The sequence below is a fragment of the Priestia sp. D51 genome (assembly GCF_053345675.1).
Genome location: NZ_JBLTIR010000005.1, coordinates 356,806 through 374,233 on the forward strand (window position 1 = coordinate 356,806; position 17,428 = coordinate 374,233).

Genomic DNA, 17,428 nt, shown 5'->3' on the forward strand with positions numbered 1-17,428 from the left:
AATTTTCTGACGAAAAACTTTGATAAAAAAGCCTCATCAAAAAAAGATGAGGGCTATTTCTTTATTTTTTCGGAATCTTAATAGTAAACTGAAAATATTCATCAAACTCTTCTTCTTCTGTGTTTAATGAAATACCGCTGTCACTAACCATTGTCAACGATTGACGGATTGTATTCATTGCGATACGCGTATCTTTACTAAACGCTTTTCTTTTTGCTTTTGGCTTTTTAACCTGCGTTTCTAACAATTTAACTACTCGATCTTCCGTTTGTTTTACATTTAATTGTTTTTCAATAATCTCAGCTAATACTTGAAGTTGTTTTTCTTGATTTTTGAGGGGAATGAGCGCTCTCGCATGTCGCTCTGTAATCAATTTTTGTTTGATTGCTTCTTGTATTTCAACAGGAAGCTTTAACAAACGAAGCTTGTTTGCAATTGTGGATTGGCCTTTTCCTAAACGTTGAGCTAATGCCTCTTGGGTAAGATTATGTAACTCAATTAACTTTGCGTAGGCTAGTGCTTCTTCGACAGCCGTTAGCTCTTCACGTTGTAAGTTTTCTATTAAAGCCACAGAGGCCGTTTCTGTATCGTTAAAATGTTTCACAATTGCAGGAACCGTATCCCATCCTAAGCTTTGTACAGCTCTCCACCGGCGTTCTCCAGCAATTAATTCGTATTCTTCGCCCTCAGTCGGTCGAACCACAATAGGTTGAATAATACCGTGTGTATGAATAGTAAGAGCTAGCTCTTCAATTTTTGCTTCATTAAACACAGTACGCGGCTGATAACGATTCGGAATAATACTTGAAACCCTAATTTGTTTTACTTCATCTCTTAAAACTTTTTCGACATTTTCATCTTGGACAGTTTCAATCTCTACATGAATATCCTCATCTTTTTCTTTTAAATTAAAAAAACGTGAAAAAGCAGATTTCATAGTCCCACACCACCTTCAGGAAAATCCCGCCTTAAACTAATTCGATGTTTTTTAATCATATCCTGCTTTCTAAACAGAAAATATAGAGAAGAAAATGTTTCATATGAAACATTTTCTTCTCTATCTATTTACCGCCTACTCTAATGGAAGCTTAACTGGGGTACCAGGTTTTCTAGGATATTTTTTAGGCGTTTTCTTTATTTTATCTATTAAAATAATGTAACGTTCACTTTGCTCCAAAGGCAATTGGAAATGTTCAATCGACTTCACTTTTCCACCTAATACTTGAAATGATTTTTCCCCATTTTTTAATTCCTCAGGGGCAGAAGCACCTTTCATTGCTAAAAAGCGTCCTTGTTCTTTAACAAGCGGTAAGCAAAATTCATTAAGAACGGAGATACGTGCCACGGCTCTTGCTGTTACAAGATCGAATGACTCGCGAATCGTTTCTTTTTTACCAAATGTTTCAGCTCGATCATGACATAGTGTGACATTGTCTAGTTCAAGCTCATTTACAAGATGCGTCAAAAACGTAATACGCTTTTGTAACGAATCAACAATGGTTACATGCAAATGCGGGAAACAAATTTTGATCGGAATACTTGGAAATCCTGCTCCTGCCCCTACATCACACATGGATTCAATTTCTGTAAAGTCTTGAAAAAAAGCAGCTGAAATAGAATCGTAAAAATGCTTTTCATACACTTCACCGTGATCAGTGATAGCAGTTAAATTCATTTTTTCGTTCCATTCCACTAAAACTTGATAATACTTTTCAAATTGATTCAGCTGTTTAGAAGAAAGAGAAATTCCCTTTTCTTCTAATAGCTGTTGAAACTGTTGAATATTCATTGAGTTTCCCTTTCTTCGCGCCTAAGAGTTTTAATCATTTGATACTTTAGCGATGCGCCCTTGTTCAATATAAACAAGCAAGATTGAAATATCAGCTGGGTTGACTCCAGAAATACGTGAAGCTTGCGCTACCGTTAGTGGACGCACTTGGTTTAATTTTTGACGGGCTTCTGTAGCTAAACCGTTAATTGCATCATAATCGATATAATCAGGAATCTTTTTGTTTTCTAACTTCTTCAAGCGTTCAACTTGTTGAAGTGATTTCTGAATATATCCTTCGTATTTCACCTGAATTTCTACTTGTTCAGCTACTTCAGGATCTACCGTCTCATCCGCTGGTGCCAATTGATGAATATGAGTATACGTCATTTCAGGGCGGCGAAGTAAATCTGTCGCACGAATGCCATCTTTTAATTCGCTGCCGCCAGCTTCTTTAATCAGTTGTTGAACAGCTTCATTCGGCTTAATAATAAAAGAGAAAAGACGTTTCTTCTCTTGCTCGATTTCCGCTTTCTTTTGTTCAAATTTAGCATAGCGCTCATCGCTGATTAATCCTAGTTCACGACCAATTTCAGTGAGGCGTAAATCAGCGTTGTCGTGACGAAGCAATAAACGATATTCTGCACGCGATGTTAGCAGACGATACGGTTCATTTGTTCCTTTTGTTACTAAATCATCCACCAATACACCGATGTAAGCATCAGAACGTCCTAAGATGACTTCTTCTTGTTCCAGCGCTCTTCTTCCCGCGTTAATTCCGGCAAGAAGACCTTGGCCTGCAGCTTCTTCATAACCAGACGTTCCGTTAATTTGTCCAGCCGTATAAAGATTTTTAATTTTCTTCGTTTCCAGCGTTGGCCATAACTGAGTCGGAACAATTGCATCATATTCAATAGCATAGCCCGCACGCATCATTTGGACTTTTTCAAGGCCAGGAATTGTTGCAAGCATTTGACGCTGTACGTGCTCAGGAAGGCTTGTTGATAGTCCTTGAACATATACTTCTTGCGTATTTCGTCCTTCTGGCTCTAAGAAAATTTGGTGACGCGGTTTATCATTAAAGCGCACAACCTTATCTTCAATAGATGGACAGTAGCGTGGTCCAGTACCTTTGATCATCCCAGAATACATAGGGGATAAGTGGAGGTTGTCATCAATAATTTGATGCGTTTGTTCACTTGTATATGTTAACCAGCAAGGCAATTGATCTGTAATGTACTGTGTTGTTTCATATGAGAAAGCACGAGGCACATCATCCCCAGGCTGAATCTCCGTTTTGCTGTAATCGATAGTTGAGCTATTAACACGAGGTGGAGTTCCTGTTTTAAAACGGACCATGTCCAGTCCTAACTCCTCTAAGTGTTCAGAAAGCTTAATAGCCGGTTGTTGATTGTTAGGACCGCTTGAGTATTTTAGTTCACCTAAAATAATTTCCCCGCGTAAGAATGTTCCTGTCGTAATAACAACTGTTTTAGCTTTATACACAGCTCCCGTTTGAGTGACAACACCTGTACATACACCGTCTTCTACGATTAACTGTTCTACCATGCCTTGCATAAGGGTTAGGTTTTCTTCATTTTCTAACGTTTTTTTCATTTCATGCTGATAAGCAAATTTATCTGCTTGAGCTCTAAGTGCTCGAACAGCCGGACCTTTTCCTGTGTTTAACATTCTCATTTGAATATGAGTTTTATCGATATTTCTACCCATTTCTCCGCCAAGAGCATCAATTTCACGTACGACAATACCTTTTGCAGGACCACCTACAGAAGGATTGCAGGGCATAAACGCCACCATGTCTAAGTTGATGGTCAATGTTAACGTTTTAGCACCCATACGCGCAGAAGCAAGCGCCGCTTCACATCCTGCATGACCTGCTCCAATGACAATAACATCATATTGTCCACCTTCATATTGCATAATAGTAGCCTCCTTTAATAATCTATTTTCCTAAACAGAATTGAGAGAACAACTGATCAATTAAGCTTTCGTGAACAGCATCACCAATAATTTCACCTAATAGTTCCCACGTTCTTGTTAAATCAATTTGGACAATATCGATTGGAACACCACTTTCAATACCTGTGATGGCCTCATCGATAGCTCCTCTTGCTTGCGTTAAAAGCGCAATATGTCTCGTATTAGATAAATATGTTAAATCTTGAGATTCAATTGTTCCTTCAAAGAAAAGAGCTGCGATTGCTTCTTCAAGCTGATCCACTCCTTGTTCTTGAAGAAGCGAAGTCGTCACTACTGGATGATCACCAGCAAATTGCTGCACTTCCTCTAGATTAATTTTTTGCTCAAGATCTGTTTTATTCACAATGACAATAACGTCCATGCCTTCTACAGCTTCAAATAGCTTTTTATCTTCGTCCGTTAATTCTTCATTGAAATTCAACACAAGCAAAATTAAATCCGCTTCTTTCAAATACTGACGGGAGCGTTCCACACCAATTCGTTCTACAATATCTTCTGTTTCACGAATTCCAGCTGTATCAACTAATCGTAGAGGAACTCCTCGCACATTAACGTACTCTTCGATCACATCTCGCGTCGTTCCAGGAATGTCTGTGACAATAGCCTTTGCATCTTGCACTAAACTATTTAGAAGAGAAGATTTCCCTACATTAGGACGTCCAATAATAACCGTAGCTAATCCTTCTCTTAAAATTTTCCCTTGATGAGAGGTTTGAAGAAGCTTATCAATTTCTTGGCGTACATTTGAAGCTTTTTCGATCAACACTTGGTGAGTCATTTCCTCTACATCGTCGTATTCTGGATAGTCAATGTTCACCTCTACATGGGCAAGTGTTTCGAGAATTTCCTGGCGTAAATGACGTACTAGCTTGGACAAACGCCCTTCCATTTGGCCAATTGCCATATTCATCGCTTTATCCGTTTTGGCACGAATTAAATCCATTACAGCTTCTGCTTGTGATAAGTCTACTCGACCATTTAAAAATGCTCGTTTTGTAAACTCACCTGGCTCGGCTAAACGGGCACCATTTGCAATAACTAACTGCAGCACACGATTAACGGATACAATTCCTCCGTGACAGTTAATTTCAATAATGTCTTCTCTAGTAAATGTCTTGGGACCTTTCATAATGGAAAGCATCACTTCTTCAACGACTTGCTCCGTCTTGGGATCTACGATATGACCGTAGTGAATGGTATGAGAAGCTACGTCTGTTAATCGTTTATTCGAAACGCTTTTAAAGATACGATCTGCAATCGTAATTGCTTCTTCACCACTCAGGCGGACGATGGCAATAGCTCCTTCTCCCATTGGTGTAGAAATGGCCGCAATTGTATCAAAATCTAGCACCAACTTCACCTCATTTCATTTTATAAACCTTTTATTTTAAACGATGTTATATACTATCATCGTTAACAATTTTCTACGAACAAAAACATCTATTTTAAGGCCCGTGATTTGTATGAACCAAATAAATAGAATACCACAATTCACCGATTTGGAACATCTCTAACGTTCTTCTGTTATGCACAGCAAGAAAAACAGGCAGTATGTACTATTTTAACTTATCCACATGTGAATAACAACGTATGCATCTTGATTTTTTTGAACGCTGGATCGATAAAAATAAGCATATAAAAAAGCACTAGCTTATTTTGCTAGTGCTTTTTGGCAACTGGCTGAACCAAAATACTTCTTTTGGGTTCTTTGCCAACGGATTGTGTCTCAACTAAAGAATTTTTAGCTAACGCTTGGTGAATCATTTTTCTTTCATGGGAAGGCATTGGTTCTAGTTGAACAGATCGATTCGTTTTAATCGCCTGATTAGCTATTTTTAATGCCAGTTTTTCGACCATTTCTTTTCGTTTTTCTCGGTAGCCTTCTGGATTTAAGACAACATTTAAAAATTGCTGACTGTATCGATTAGCTACCAATTGTGTGAGAAGCTGGAGCGCATTGAGGGTTTGTCCATGTTTTCCAATCAACATTCCCGCTGAATCGCTACTAATCTCAATTATGCAGTTTCTGGAGGTTTTTTTGACGTTCGTATGAATCGAAATCCCCATTTCACGGCTAACATTTGTAATAAAATGAACCGCTTCCTCTACAGGGTCAACTATTTTTGTAACTTTTACAACTGCGGGTTTTCCCTTAAAGATTCCTAAAAATCCTTTTTTACCTGGTTCAATTATTTCTACATTTGTTTGATTTCGCTCTACTTCTAAAGCATTTAATGCTTCTTGAACAGCAGCTTCAATCGTCTGGGCCGTAATTGTGATTTCGTTCATTTTTTAACCCCTTCAATATTCGCTTGTTTTAAGTCTGGCCCTTTAATGAAGTAGGTTTGAATAATCATAAATAGATTTCCCACTACCCAATAAAGAGATAAGGCGGCTGGAAAATTGATTGCAAAAACCACAATCATGATCGGCATAATCCAAAGCATCATAGCCATTTGAGGATTTTGATTTGCATTTCCGGCCATCATCATCTTTTGCTGAATAAACGTTGTGATTCCTGCGACAATTGGTAAGATAAATAGCGGATCACGCGCACCTAAATCAAACCATAAAAAGCTGTTGTTTGCGATTTCCGAAGTTCGTGTAATCGCGTGGAAAATCCCAATAAGAATGGGCATTTGAATTAGAATTGGGAAGCACCCAGCTAAAGGATTTACTCCGTAAGTTTGGAATAATGCCATCGTTTCTTTCTGCAATTGCTGCTGCGTCTGGGCATCTTTTGAACTGTACTTCTCCTTTAACTTCTGCATTTCGGGCTGAAGCATCTGCATTGCTTTCGTGTTTCTCATCTGTTTGATCATAAGCGGTAGAATAAGTAAGCGAATCAGGATCGTGACAACGATGATCGCAACTCCATAGCTTTTAAATACCTCCGCCAGATACGTAATGACTAATGACAGCGGATACACAACATACTCATTCCAAAAACCTTTACTATCATCTGTAATAGGTTGGTTCATTTCCGTACAACCCGCTAAAACAGTTAATAGAAAGATAAGCGTTATCCCTAAAAACAACTTCTTCTTCACCTGTTTTTCCTCCTTCTACATGTTCACCTTTCAATTCTGAAAGTGCGTCAAAATCCATTATATAAGGATGCGGTAGAAAAACAACAGCTATTAAAGGCTTTTCTTCTATTGTTTATTAATCGTTTTGTCTATGTGTAAGTAATTTGCCACGCTTAAAGACATGCTGCAAACTGCTTTTAATTTCTTCATAGCTCATTGTTGCAGCAGGCTGCCTTGCAATTACAATATAATCTTTGTCTTGCTTTAAATACGGTGTGAATTCAAACATAATTTGTTTAGCAAGGCGCTTAACTCGATTACGAGTCACGGCATTTCCAATCTTTTTGCCCACGGAGAATCCTACGCGGAAATGTTCTTGATCCGGTTTGTCTAGAACATACAAGACAAATTGGCGATTCGCTACGGACTTGCCCTTTTTAAAAACGGTTTGAAATTCATCATTCTTTTTTATACGATATCTTTTTTTCATTTTTAACAACTCCTGCCCTTTTTCAGGTCATGCTTTTATGTAGTCCCTACAGGAACAGAGGTGATTTTAGCCTTAGAAAGCGAAAAAAGACCACTGGCGTCAGTGGTCTATTATGCTGATAATACTTTTCTTCCTTTACGACGACGACGAGCTAAAACTTTACGTCCATTCGCTGAGCTCATACGAGCGCGGAAACCGTGTACTTTACTGTGCTTACGTTTGTTTGGTTGGTAAGTTCTTTTCATCTATAAACACCTCCTCGAGGAATAACTGAAAAAGACAGTCCTTGCAATTATAATGAAAAGACTAAGAAGATGTCAATGTTATTTAAAAAATAAAATTTTCAATCTCTTGGTTTCATTATCTGTTTTACTCAATCTTCTTCATTCTAATATCTTTATAACCCAATTGTCTATACCTAATCAATAAAATTCATTGATTTATTAAAGAAAAAATTTTTCCTTTTCATCTCTTTTTCTTTCTCTACCAGCTGCGATCGCATCGTTACTGAACAAAACTACAACAATAAATGTTATAAAAAGCCTCTTTTTTATTCAAATTCTTCTCTTAAACCTTTGTGGATAAGTTTTTTCGACATTTTTCTACTTTTCCATTTCTTATTGACAACTCATGCACACTATCTTGTGTTGTGGAAAACTTTTCTCCACAAGGTGTAGTGATTGTGGATAAGTTTCGAAAATTCATTGCATCATGCCGAATTCTTTGATATTATATTTTTGTTTTCACTCTTAATTACTTTTCCACAGTTGGTTTTTATCCACAAACTGTGGACAACTTGTGGACATCATTTCCACTATCACTGTATAAAGTTATCCACACCATGTGGAATCTGTCGAATAGTCGGCTTTCTTCTATAATATATATTTACCCACATAATAGCAATTGTATAAATATAAATTTTTTATGCATAAGGTTTTGTACAGGTTGTACAAGGGTTGTACAAAGCGCATGAAAACTAGAAAAAGGAGGGGTTACTCGTTGGAAAACATTCATGATTTATGGAACAGAGCTTTAGATCAAATTGAAAAAAAATTAAGCAAACCTAGTTTTGAAACCTGGCTCAAATCGACAAAAGCTCATGCTTTGCAAGGAGACACACTCATTATTACTGCGCCTAATGATTTTGCACGGGACTGGTTAGAATCTAGGTATTCTAATTTAATTGCTGAAACACTTTACGACCTTACGGGGGAAGAGTTAGATGTGAAATTTATTATTCCTCCTAACCAGGCCGAGGAAGAATTCGATATTCAAACTCCTAAAAAGAAAGTCAATAAAGACGAAGGAGCAGAATTCCCTCAAAGTATGCTAAATTCGAAGTATACCTTTGATACATTTGTTATCGGATCTGGGAATCGTTTTGCCCATGCAGCTTCTTTAGCAGTAGCAGAGGCGCCGGCTAAAGCGTATAATCCGCTTTTTATTTACGGGGGAGTAGGATTAGGTAAAACACACTTAATGCACGCAATAGGCCACTATGTGTTAGATCATAATCCTGCTGCTAAAGTCGTGTACTTATCATCTGAAAAATTCACAAATGAGTTTATTAACTCTATTCGTGACAATAAAGCAGTAGAATTCCGCAACAAATACCGCAATGTAGATGTTTTACTGATTGATGATATTCAATTCTTAGCGGGTAAAGAGCAGACACAAGAAGAATTTTTCCATACGTTTAATACGCTTCATGAAGAAAGCAAACAGATTGTCATCTCAAGTGATCGACCGCCGAAAGAAATTCCTACACTTGAAGATCGACTTCGTTCTCGCTTTGAATGGGGCCTTATTACAGACATCACACCACCAGATTTGGAAACACGAATTGCTATTTTGCGTAAAAAAGCAAAAGCGGACGGCTTAGTTATTCCAAATGAAGTTATGCTTTATATCGCCAATCAGATTGATTCAAATATCAGAGAATTAGAAGGAGCACTTATTCGCGTAGTAGCTTATTCTTCACTAATTAATAAAGATATAAACGCTGATTTAGCAGCAGAAGCATTAAAAGATATCATTCCTAGTTCAAAACCTAGGGTTATTACGATTCAAGATATTCAACAGATTGTTGGACAAGAATTTAATATAAAATTAGATGATTTCAAAGCGAAGAAACGTACAAAGTCAGTAGCGTTTCCTCGACAAATTGCCATGTACCTTTCTCGCGAACTAACGGATTTTTCGCTTCCTAAAATTGGAGAAGAGTTTGGCGGGCGAGACCATACTACGGTCATCCATGCTCATGAAAAAATCTCAAAACTTGTTCAAACAGATACTGACCTACAAAAACAAATTAAAGAAATAAGTGAATCACTAAAAATATAGGCTTTTTTTACTTGTATTTTGTGTATAAGTGAGTTAGGATTGTACACAGTCTGTCCACATGTGGATAGGCTGTGTTCTCACGTTTTTAGGGGTTATCCACATTTCCACAGCCCCTATTACTACTACTATCTTAAAATATAATAAATAATAAGCTTTTAAACCTACTTTTAAGGAGGATTAATTATTATGAAATTTATCATACAGAAAGACTACCTAGTTCAAAGCGTTCAAGACGTTATGAAAGCTGTATCTTCTAGAACAACAATTCCAATTTTAACAGGGATTAAAATTGTAGCGACTGAAGAAGGTGTTACTTTAACCGGAAGTGATTCTGATATCTCTATTGAATCGTTTATTCCAAACGAGGAAGAAGGAAAAGAGATTGTTGATATCCAAAAACCAGGAAGCGTTGTTCTCCCAGCTCGTTTCTTTAGTGAAATCGTCAAAAAGCTTCCTAAAGACATCGTAGAATTGGACGTCCAAAGTCACTTTTTAACAATCATTCGTTCAGGAAAAGCTGAATTTAACTTAAATGGTTTAGATGCAGAAGAGTATCCTCATTTGCCACAGATCGAAGAAAACAACATGTTTAGATTACCGACAGACTTATTAAAAAACATGATTCGACAAACTGTCTTTGCAGTGTCCACCTCAGAAACACGACCTATCTTGACAGGTGTAAACTGGAAAGTCGACGGCAAAGAATTAACGTGTATTGCCACTGACAGTCATCGTCTAGCTTTGCGAAAAGCGACCATTGAAACTGGAAATGAAGCAACGTATAATGTGGTTATTCCAGGTAAAAGTTTAAGTGAATTCAGTAAGATCCTTGATGATTCTCATGAATTAGTAGACATCGTTATCACGGAAAATCAAGTATTATTCAAAACAAAACACTTACTATTTTTCTCAAGATTACTGGACGGAAATTATCCTGACACTTCAAGATTGATCCCAGCCGATAGTAAAACGGATGTTATATTGAACGTAAAAGAATTTTTACAATCGATTGACCGTGCTTCTTTATTAGCTCGTGAAGGAAGAAACAACGTAGTAAAACTATCTACGCTAGATGAAGGAATTGTTGAAATTTCTTCTAACTCTCCTGAAATCGGAAAAGTCATTGAAGAGGTACAAAGTCAGTCTATCTCAGGAGAAGAATTAAAAATTTCTTTTAGCGCAAAATATATGTTAGACGCATTAAAAGCGCTCGAAGGAACAGATATCAAAATTAACTTCACTGGTGCGATGCGTCCATTTGTCATTCGAACATTAGAGGATGATTCAATGCTGCAGCTGATTTTACCAGTGCGAACATATTAAATCTCAGAAAGCTACTAGCATGCCGTACTAGTAGCTTTCTTTTCTCAAGAAGAATTATTTAGTAAAATAGAGATACATCATTAGAAAGTGAGAGAGTCGCATGAAAACAGAGGTTAAAATTTCAACTGAATACATTACGCTTGGCCAGTTTTTAAAACTAGCAGACGTCATTCAAACAGGTGGAATGGTAAAATGGTTTTTAAGTGAGCACGAAGTATATGTGAACGGGGAGCTAGAAGAGCGCCGCGGACGTAAATTATATGCAAATGACGAAGTAGATATACCGGCTGCAGGATCATTTGTTGTTATTACTTAAAGTTGGTGAAACGTTTGTATATTAAAGAAATTACTTTAACAAATTACCGAAACTATACGAAGACAACGATTCCCTTTGAAAATAAAGTAAACGTCATTTTGGGTGAAAACGCACAGGGTAAAACAAATGTGATGGAATCGATCTTCGTATTATCTATGGCTAAATCTCATCGTACGTCCAACGATAAAGAATTAATTAAATGGGACTGTGAGTATGCAAAGCTATCGGGCATTGTAGAAAAGCATAGAGGGCCCGTTACACTGGATTTAGTCATCTCAACAAAAGGGAAAAAAGCAAAATATAATCACATTGAGCAGAAAAAACTCAGTCAATATATAGGGTCAATTAACACTGTCATGTTTGCTCCGGAGGATTTGAACCTAGTTAAAGGGAGTCCGCAAGTAAGGCGCAAATTTATCGATATGGAAATTGGTCAAGTTTCGCCTGTTTACATGCATGATCTAAGCAGGTATCAAAAGATTTTGCAGCAAAGAAATCAATATTTGAAGCAGCTGCAGACAAAAAAACAAACGGATCTTTCACTTTTAGACGTACTTACGTTACAGTTAAGTGAAATGGCAGCGAAAATCTTAAAAAAACGTTTTGAGTTTTTACAGTTACTCCAACAGTGGGCAGAGCCTATTCATAAAGGGATCAGTCGAGACTTAGAAACATTAAAAATTGAGTATAAGAATTCAATTGATGTATCAGAAGATGCAGATTTGTCGAAAATGTTAGAAGCATATCATCAAAAGTTTGATAAAATAAAAAGTAGAGAAATTGATAGAGGTGTCACCTTAGCAGGACCACACCGTGATGATCTTCTTTTCTACGTTAATGAAAAAGACGTTCAAACATTTGGTTCACAAGGGCAACAACGGACGACTGCTTTATCGTTAAAGCTTGCTGAAATTGAGTTAATTCATCAAGAAGTAGGTGAATATCCAATTTTGCTTTTAGATGACGTATTGTCTGAATTAGATGATTTTCGTCAATCACACTTGCTCAATACCATCCAAGGAAAAGTTCAGACGTTTGTAACGACAACGAGCATTGAAGGAATTCATCACGAGACCTTAGAAAAAGCCGCTACATATCATGTAGAAGCTGGCCAAATTCAAAAGGTCAAATAGCAATTGATCTGTCTAAAAACTTTTCACAAGGCAATCTAACTGAAATATGATATCATTATAGTTTTAAGTCTATATATTTCAACTCGTACCCTCGATTATGAAAATTTTGTGCATAAGTAAACAAATGGCAAATACATTAAAGGCTCCGTATTATTTCCACATAATATTCGAAAAACATAATACAAAATGATAAATACAGCAGTTTGCTGTTAAAAAAAAGTGTAGGTGATACATTTGACGATGGAACAAAAAGAAGTACAAGCATATGAAGCTGATCAGATACAAGTATTAGAAGGATTAGAAGCTGTTCGTAAACGTCCGGGGATGTATATTGGATCGACGAGCGCAAAGGGTTTACATCATCTTGTATGGGAAATTGTAGATAATAGTATTGATGAAGCGCTGGCCGGCTATTGCGATGAAATTAATGTTATTATCGAAAAGGATAATAGTATTACAGTCAAAGATAACGGTCGTGGAATTCCAGTTGGTATTCAAGAAAAAATGGGCAGACCTGCTGTTGAAGTTATCTTAACGGTTCTTCATGCCGGAGGTAAATTTGGCGGCGGCGGCTATAAAGTATCTGGTGGATTACACGGTGTAGGTGCCTCAGTTGTTAACGCACTTTCTACCTCTTTGGAAGTACACGTACATCGTGACGGTAAAGTTCATTATCAAAAATATGAACGAGGTGTACCGGCTGCTGACTTAAAAGTAGTTGGAGAAACAGATAAAACAGGTACTGTTATTCAATTCCATCCAGACGGTGAAATTTTTACAGAAACGCTTGAATACGATTTTGATACGTTAGCTAATCGTCTGCGTGAGTTAGCTTTCTTAAACCGCGGCATTAAAATTACGATTGAAGACAAACGTGAAGAAGATAAAAGACGTGAATACCATTACGAAGGCGGAATTAAGTCTTACGTTGAACACTTAAACCGTTCGAAAGAAGTGATTCACGAAGAGCCGATCTATATTGAAGGTAATCGAGACAACATTTCTGTAGAAATTGCTATTCAATATAACGATAGCTACACAAGTAATTTATATTCTTTCGCAAACAACATTCACACATATGAAGGTGGAACGCACGAAGCAGGATTTAAAACAGCGTTAACGCGTGTAATTAACGACTATGCACGTAAAAACAGCGTATTTAAAGATAGTGACGCCAATTTAACGGGTGAAGATGTTCGTGAAGGAATTACAGCTATTATCTCTATTAAGCACCCAGATCCGCAGTTTGAAGGACAAACAAAAACAAAGCTGGGAAATAGTGAAGCAAGAACAATTACTGACTCTGTGTTTGCAGAACACTTAGAAACTTACTTGCTAGAGAACCCTATTGTGGCGAAAAAGGTAATTGAAAAAGGTTTAATGGCTGCAAGAGCAAGAATGGCAGCTAAAAAAGCTCGTGAGCTTACAAGACGTAAAAGCGCGCTTGAAATTTCAAACTTACCGGGTAAATTAGCAGATTGTTCATCAAAAGATCCTTCTATTAGCGAACTCTATGTAGTAGAGGGTGACTCTGCCGGAGGTTCAGCTAAGCAGGGAAGAAGCCGCCATTTCCAAGCTATTTTGCCTTTGCGCGGTAAAATTATCAATGTAGAGAAAGCGCGTTTAGATAAAATTTTATCTAATAACGAAATTCGTACAATCATTACCGCTCTAGGAACGGGTATTGGTGACGATTTTGATATTTCGAAAGCCCGCTACCATAAAATTGTGATTATGACAGATGCAGACGTAGATGGTGCGCATATTCGTACGCTTCTTCTAACGTTCTTCTATCGCTATATGAGACAGATTATTGAGCACGGATATGTGTACATTGCCCAGCCGCCGCTTTACAAAGTTTCACAAGGTAAAAAAGTAGAGTACGCGTACAACGATCGTCAATTAGAAGAGGTATTAGCATCTTTCCCTGAAGGCGCAAAACCAAACCTTCAGCGTTACAAAGGTTTAGGAGAGATGAATCCTGAACAATTATGGGAAACAACAATGGATCCAGAATTCCGTACCCTTCTTCAGGTGAACTTGCAAGATGCAATTGAAGCTGATGAGACATTTGAAATTTTAATGGGCGACAAAGTAGAACCGCGCCGTAATTTCATTGAAGAAAATGCTCAGTACGTAAAAAATCTCGATATTTAAATGAACGGTAATACCCTTTATATTTTTTATAAAGGGTATATAAACGTCAGGATAGAGATAGGTTCTATCCTGCGTTTACATATATATGAATTACTATACTGAACTTCGCGAAGGAGGTTCTTATCGATGTCAGATAAACCAAACTCTCAAATAAGAGAAGTAAATATTAGTCAAGAAATGCGCGCATCCTTTTTAGATTATGCAATGAGCGTAATTGTATCGCGTGCTTTACCAGATGTAAGAGACGGACTTAAGCCCGTGCACCGTCGTATTTTATATGCAATGAATGATTTAGGTATGGGATCGGATAAGCCATATAAAAAATCAGCTCGTATCGTAGGAGAAGTAATTGGTAAGTATCACCCACACGGTGACTCAGCTGTATATGAAACAATGGTTCGTATGGCACAAGATTTTAGCTATCGTTATATGCTAATTGACGGTCATGGAAACTTTGGATCTGTTGATGGAGATGCAGCAGCAGCTATGCGTTATACAGAAGCAAGAATGTCAAAAGTTTCGATGGAACTGTTACGTGACATCAATAAAGATACAATTGATTATCAAGATAACTATGACGGTTCTGAACGTGAACCAATTGTATTACCTGCTAGATTTCCAAATTTACTTGTAAACGGTTCAGCCGGAATTGCGGTAGGTATGGCGACAAATATTCCTCCGCATCAGTTAGGGGAAGTCATTGACGGCGTTTTAGCTGTAAGTCAAGACCCTGATATCACAATTGCAGAGTTAATGGAGATTATTCCAGGACCGGATTTCCCAACTGCAGGACAAATTCTTGGCCGCAGCGGGATTCGTAAAGCTTATGAAACTGGGAAAGGTTCTATTATTGTTCGCGCAAAAGTAGAAATTGAAGAACAAAACAATGGTAAACAAACTATTATTGTTCATGAACTTCCATACCAAGTAAATAAAGCAAAGCTAATTGAAAAAATTGCCGAGCTAGCTCGTGATAAGAAGATTGATGGAATTACGGACTTACGAGATGAGTCTGACCGTTCGGGTATGCGTATTGTTATTGAAGTAAGACGTGATGCAAATGCAAATGTTTTATTAAATAACTTATATAAGCAGACATCTCTTCAAACAAGTTTTGGTATTAATACTCTTGCATTAGTAGATGGACAGCCAAAAGTATTGAACTTAAAGCAATGTCTACAGTACTATTTAGACCATCAGGTAGTGGTGATTCGTCGTCGTACTGAATTTGAACTTCGAAAAGCCGAAGCACGTGCGCATATTTTAGAAGGTTTAAAGATTGCTCTTGATAATTTAGATGCTGTTATTGCTTTAATTAGAGGTTCTCAAACAACAGATATTGCACGTGAAGGATTAATGACGCAGTTTTCGTTATCTGAAAAACAAGCGCAAGCTATTTTGGATATGCGCCTGCAGCGTTTAACAGGATTAGAGCGAGAGAAGATTGAAGCGGAATATCAATCTTTATTAGCGCTAATTGCTGAATTAAAAGCTATTTTAGCAGATGAAGAAAAAGTATTAGAAATTATTAGAGAAGAACTAATAGAAGTAAAAGAAAGATTCAATGACGGCCGTCGAACAGAAATCGTAAGCGGAGGAGCTGAAATTATCGAAGACGAGGATCTGATTCCTCGCCAAGATATTGTTATTAGCTTAACGCACAACGGCTATATTAAACGTTTGCCTGTTTCTACGTATAAGAGTCAGCGAAGAGGCGGAAGAGGTATTCAAGGAATGAATACAAACGAAGATGATTTCGTTGAACATCTTCTAACAACGTCTACTCATGATACGATTCTCTTCTTTACAAATAAGGGAAAAGTTTACCGTACGAAAGGATACGAAATTCCAGAGTATGGAAGAACAGCTAAAGGGATACCTATTATTAACTTATTAGAAGTAGACAAAGGTGAATGGGTAAATGCCATCATTCGCGTCGATGAATTTGTAGACGATTGGTATCTATTCTTTACTACAAAACAAGGAATTTCTAAGCGTACACCTTTATCTTCTTTTGAGAACATTCGAAATAGCGGACTTATCGCCTTGAATTTAAGAGAAGAAGATGAATTGATTTCTGTTAAATTGACAGATGGTAAGCGCGATATGGTTATTGGAACGAAGAAGGGTATGTTAATTCGTTTTAATGAAAATGATGTTCGTTCAATGGGACGTACAGCTACTGGAGTTAAAGGGATTACTCTCGATTCAGAAGATGAAGTAATCGGTATGGAGATTCTCGAAGAACAATCAGATATCTTGATCATTACGAAAAATGGTTACGGAAAACGTACGCCGATTGAGGAATATCGTGTACAAACAAGAGGCGGTAAAGGTTTAAGAACATGTAATATCACTGATAAAAATGGTGATGTTGTCGCACTGAAATGCGTATCTCAAGAAGAAGATATTATGCTTATCACAGTAAGCGGCGTTCTTATCCGTGTTTCTGTTTCAGATATTTCACAAATGGGCCGTAACACACAAGGTGTCAAAGTCATCCGTTTAGGAGACGAAGAGTTTGTTTCAACGGTTGCAAAAGTACAAACTTCAGAAGATGAAGACGAAGTATTAGATGAATTAGATGAACATGAAGAGACAGATATAATAATTGAAGCTGAAGAAACGGAAGAATAAAAAAAGCCCCTGAAAAAGCAGGGGCTTTTTTTTATGTAAAAAAACTTGCCATAGGCTTTTTATTTTGGTAATATATAAAAAGTCAGCAAAACACATATAAGTTTTTTAGTAGTTTTAAAAAAAGTTATATAAAAGTGTTGACAATGATTCTTATAAAGTGTTATTATATAGGAGTCGCTTTAAGACAAGAGTTCTTTGAAAACTGAACGAAATAGTAAACGTCAACGTTAA

The 17,428-nt window shown here is 37.2% G+C and carries 14 protein-coding genes; 6 read left to right on the top strand and 8 right to left on the bottom strand.

Annotated features, from left to right (window positions below; translation table 11 throughout):
- Positions 1-61: 61 nt before the first annotated feature.
- The 8 genes from noc to rpmH form a co-directional block, all read right to left on the bottom strand.
- The gene (noc, locus tag ACNHOZ_RS21480; RefSeq protein ID WP_013059923.1) at positions 62-937 is read right to left on the bottom strand and encodes a nucleoid occlusion protein; all 876 of its coding nucleotides are present in this window, start codon (positions 935-937) and stop codon (positions 62-64) included.
- Between the two features lie 135 nt (positions 938-1,072).
- A complete protein-coding gene (gene rsmG, locus ACNHOZ_RS21485) occupies positions 1,073-1,789 on the bottom strand; it encodes a 16S rRNA (guanine(527)-N(7))-methyltransferase RsmG (RefSeq protein WP_013085565.1) in 717 nt (238 codons plus the stop codon).
- Positions 1,790-1,819: 30 nt separating this feature from the next.
- Positions 1,820-3,709, bottom strand: coding sequence for a tRNA uridine-5-carboxymethylaminomethyl(34) synthesis enzyme MnmG (mnmG, locus tag ACNHOZ_RS21490; RefSeq protein WP_013059925.1), 1,890 nt, complete (start codon positions 3,707-3,709; stop codon positions 1,820-1,822).
- A gap of 22 nt (positions 3,710-3,731) precedes the next feature.
- The gene (mnmE, locus tag ACNHOZ_RS21495; protein WP_028411914.1) at positions 3,732-5,120 is read right to left on the bottom strand and encodes a tRNA uridine-5-carboxymethylaminomethyl(34) synthesis GTPase MnmE; all 1,389 of its coding nucleotides are present in this window, start codon (positions 5,118-5,120) and stop codon (positions 3,732-3,734) included.
- 308 nt (positions 5,121-5,428) lie between these two features.
- The gene (gene jag / locus ACNHOZ_RS21500) at positions 5,429-6,058 is read right to left on the bottom strand and encodes an RNA-binding cell elongation regulator Jag/EloR (RefSeq protein ID WP_028411913.1); all 630 of its coding nucleotides are present in this window, start codon (positions 6,056-6,058) and stop codon (positions 5,429-5,431) included.
- Positions 6,055-6,819 carry a YidC family membrane integrase SpoIIIJ gene (gene spoIIIJ, locus ACNHOZ_RS21505; protein ID WP_028411912.1) on the bottom strand — a complete coding sequence of 255 codons (765 nt, stop codon included), beginning with the start codon at positions 6,817-6,819 and terminating at the stop codon, positions 6,055-6,057. Before spoIIIJ ends, jag begins: the two co-directional genes overlap by 4 nt.
- A 115-nt stretch (positions 6,820-6,934) precedes the next feature.
- Positions 6,935-7,288, bottom strand: coding sequence for a ribonuclease P protein component (gene rnpA, locus ACNHOZ_RS21510; protein ID WP_013059929.1), 354 nt, complete (start codon positions 7,286-7,288; stop codon positions 6,935-6,937).
- Positions 7,289-7,398: 110 nt separating this feature from the next.
- Positions 7,399-7,533 (bottom strand): 50S ribosomal protein L34, encoded by a 135-nt coding sequence (rpmH, locus tag ACNHOZ_RS21515; protein WP_013059930.1) that lies wholly within the window; start codon positions 7,531-7,533, stop codon positions 7,399-7,401.
- A 754-nt stretch (positions 7,534-8,287) separates the two neighbouring features.
- Here rpmH and dnaA point away from each other — a divergent pair.
- From dnaA to gyrA, 6 genes are all read left to right on the top strand, one after another.
- Positions 8,288-9,631 (top strand): chromosomal replication initiator protein DnaA, encoded by a 1,344-nt coding sequence (gene dnaA / locus ACNHOZ_RS21520; RefSeq protein WP_028411911.1) that lies wholly within the window; start codon positions 8,288-8,290, stop codon positions 9,629-9,631.
- 186 nt (positions 9,632-9,817) lie between these two features.
- Positions 9,818-10,954, top strand: coding sequence for a DNA polymerase III subunit beta (gene dnaN, locus ACNHOZ_RS21525; protein ID WP_013054821.1), 1,137 nt, complete (start codon positions 9,818-9,820; stop codon positions 10,952-10,954).
- A gap of 100 nt (positions 10,955-11,054) precedes the next feature.
- Positions 11,055-11,270, top strand: a complete 216-nt coding sequence (gene yaaA, locus ACNHOZ_RS21530) for a S4 domain-containing protein YaaA (protein ID WP_013054822.1) — start codon at positions 11,055-11,057, stop codon at positions 11,268-11,270.
- Positions 11,271-11,284: 14 nt separating this feature from the next.
- Positions 11,285-12,403: a DNA replication/repair protein RecF gene (recF, locus tag ACNHOZ_RS21535; protein WP_013054823.1), complete on the top strand. Its 1,119-nt coding sequence runs from the start codon at positions 11,285-11,287 to the stop codon at positions 12,401-12,403.
- A gap of 240 nt (positions 12,404-12,643) precedes the next feature.
- Positions 12,644-14,560 carry a DNA topoisomerase (ATP-hydrolyzing) subunit B gene (gene gyrB / locus ACNHOZ_RS21540; protein ID WP_028411910.1) on the top strand — a complete coding sequence of 639 codons (1,917 nt, stop codon included), beginning with the start codon at positions 12,644-12,646 and terminating at the stop codon, positions 14,558-14,560.
- Positions 14,561-14,686: 126 nt separating this feature from the next.
- Positions 14,687-17,197, top strand: a complete 2,511-nt coding sequence (gyrA, locus tag ACNHOZ_RS21545) for a DNA gyrase subunit A (protein WP_028411909.1) — start codon at positions 14,687-14,689, stop codon at positions 17,195-17,197.
- The last annotated feature ends 231 nt before the right edge of the window (positions 17,198-17,428 follow it).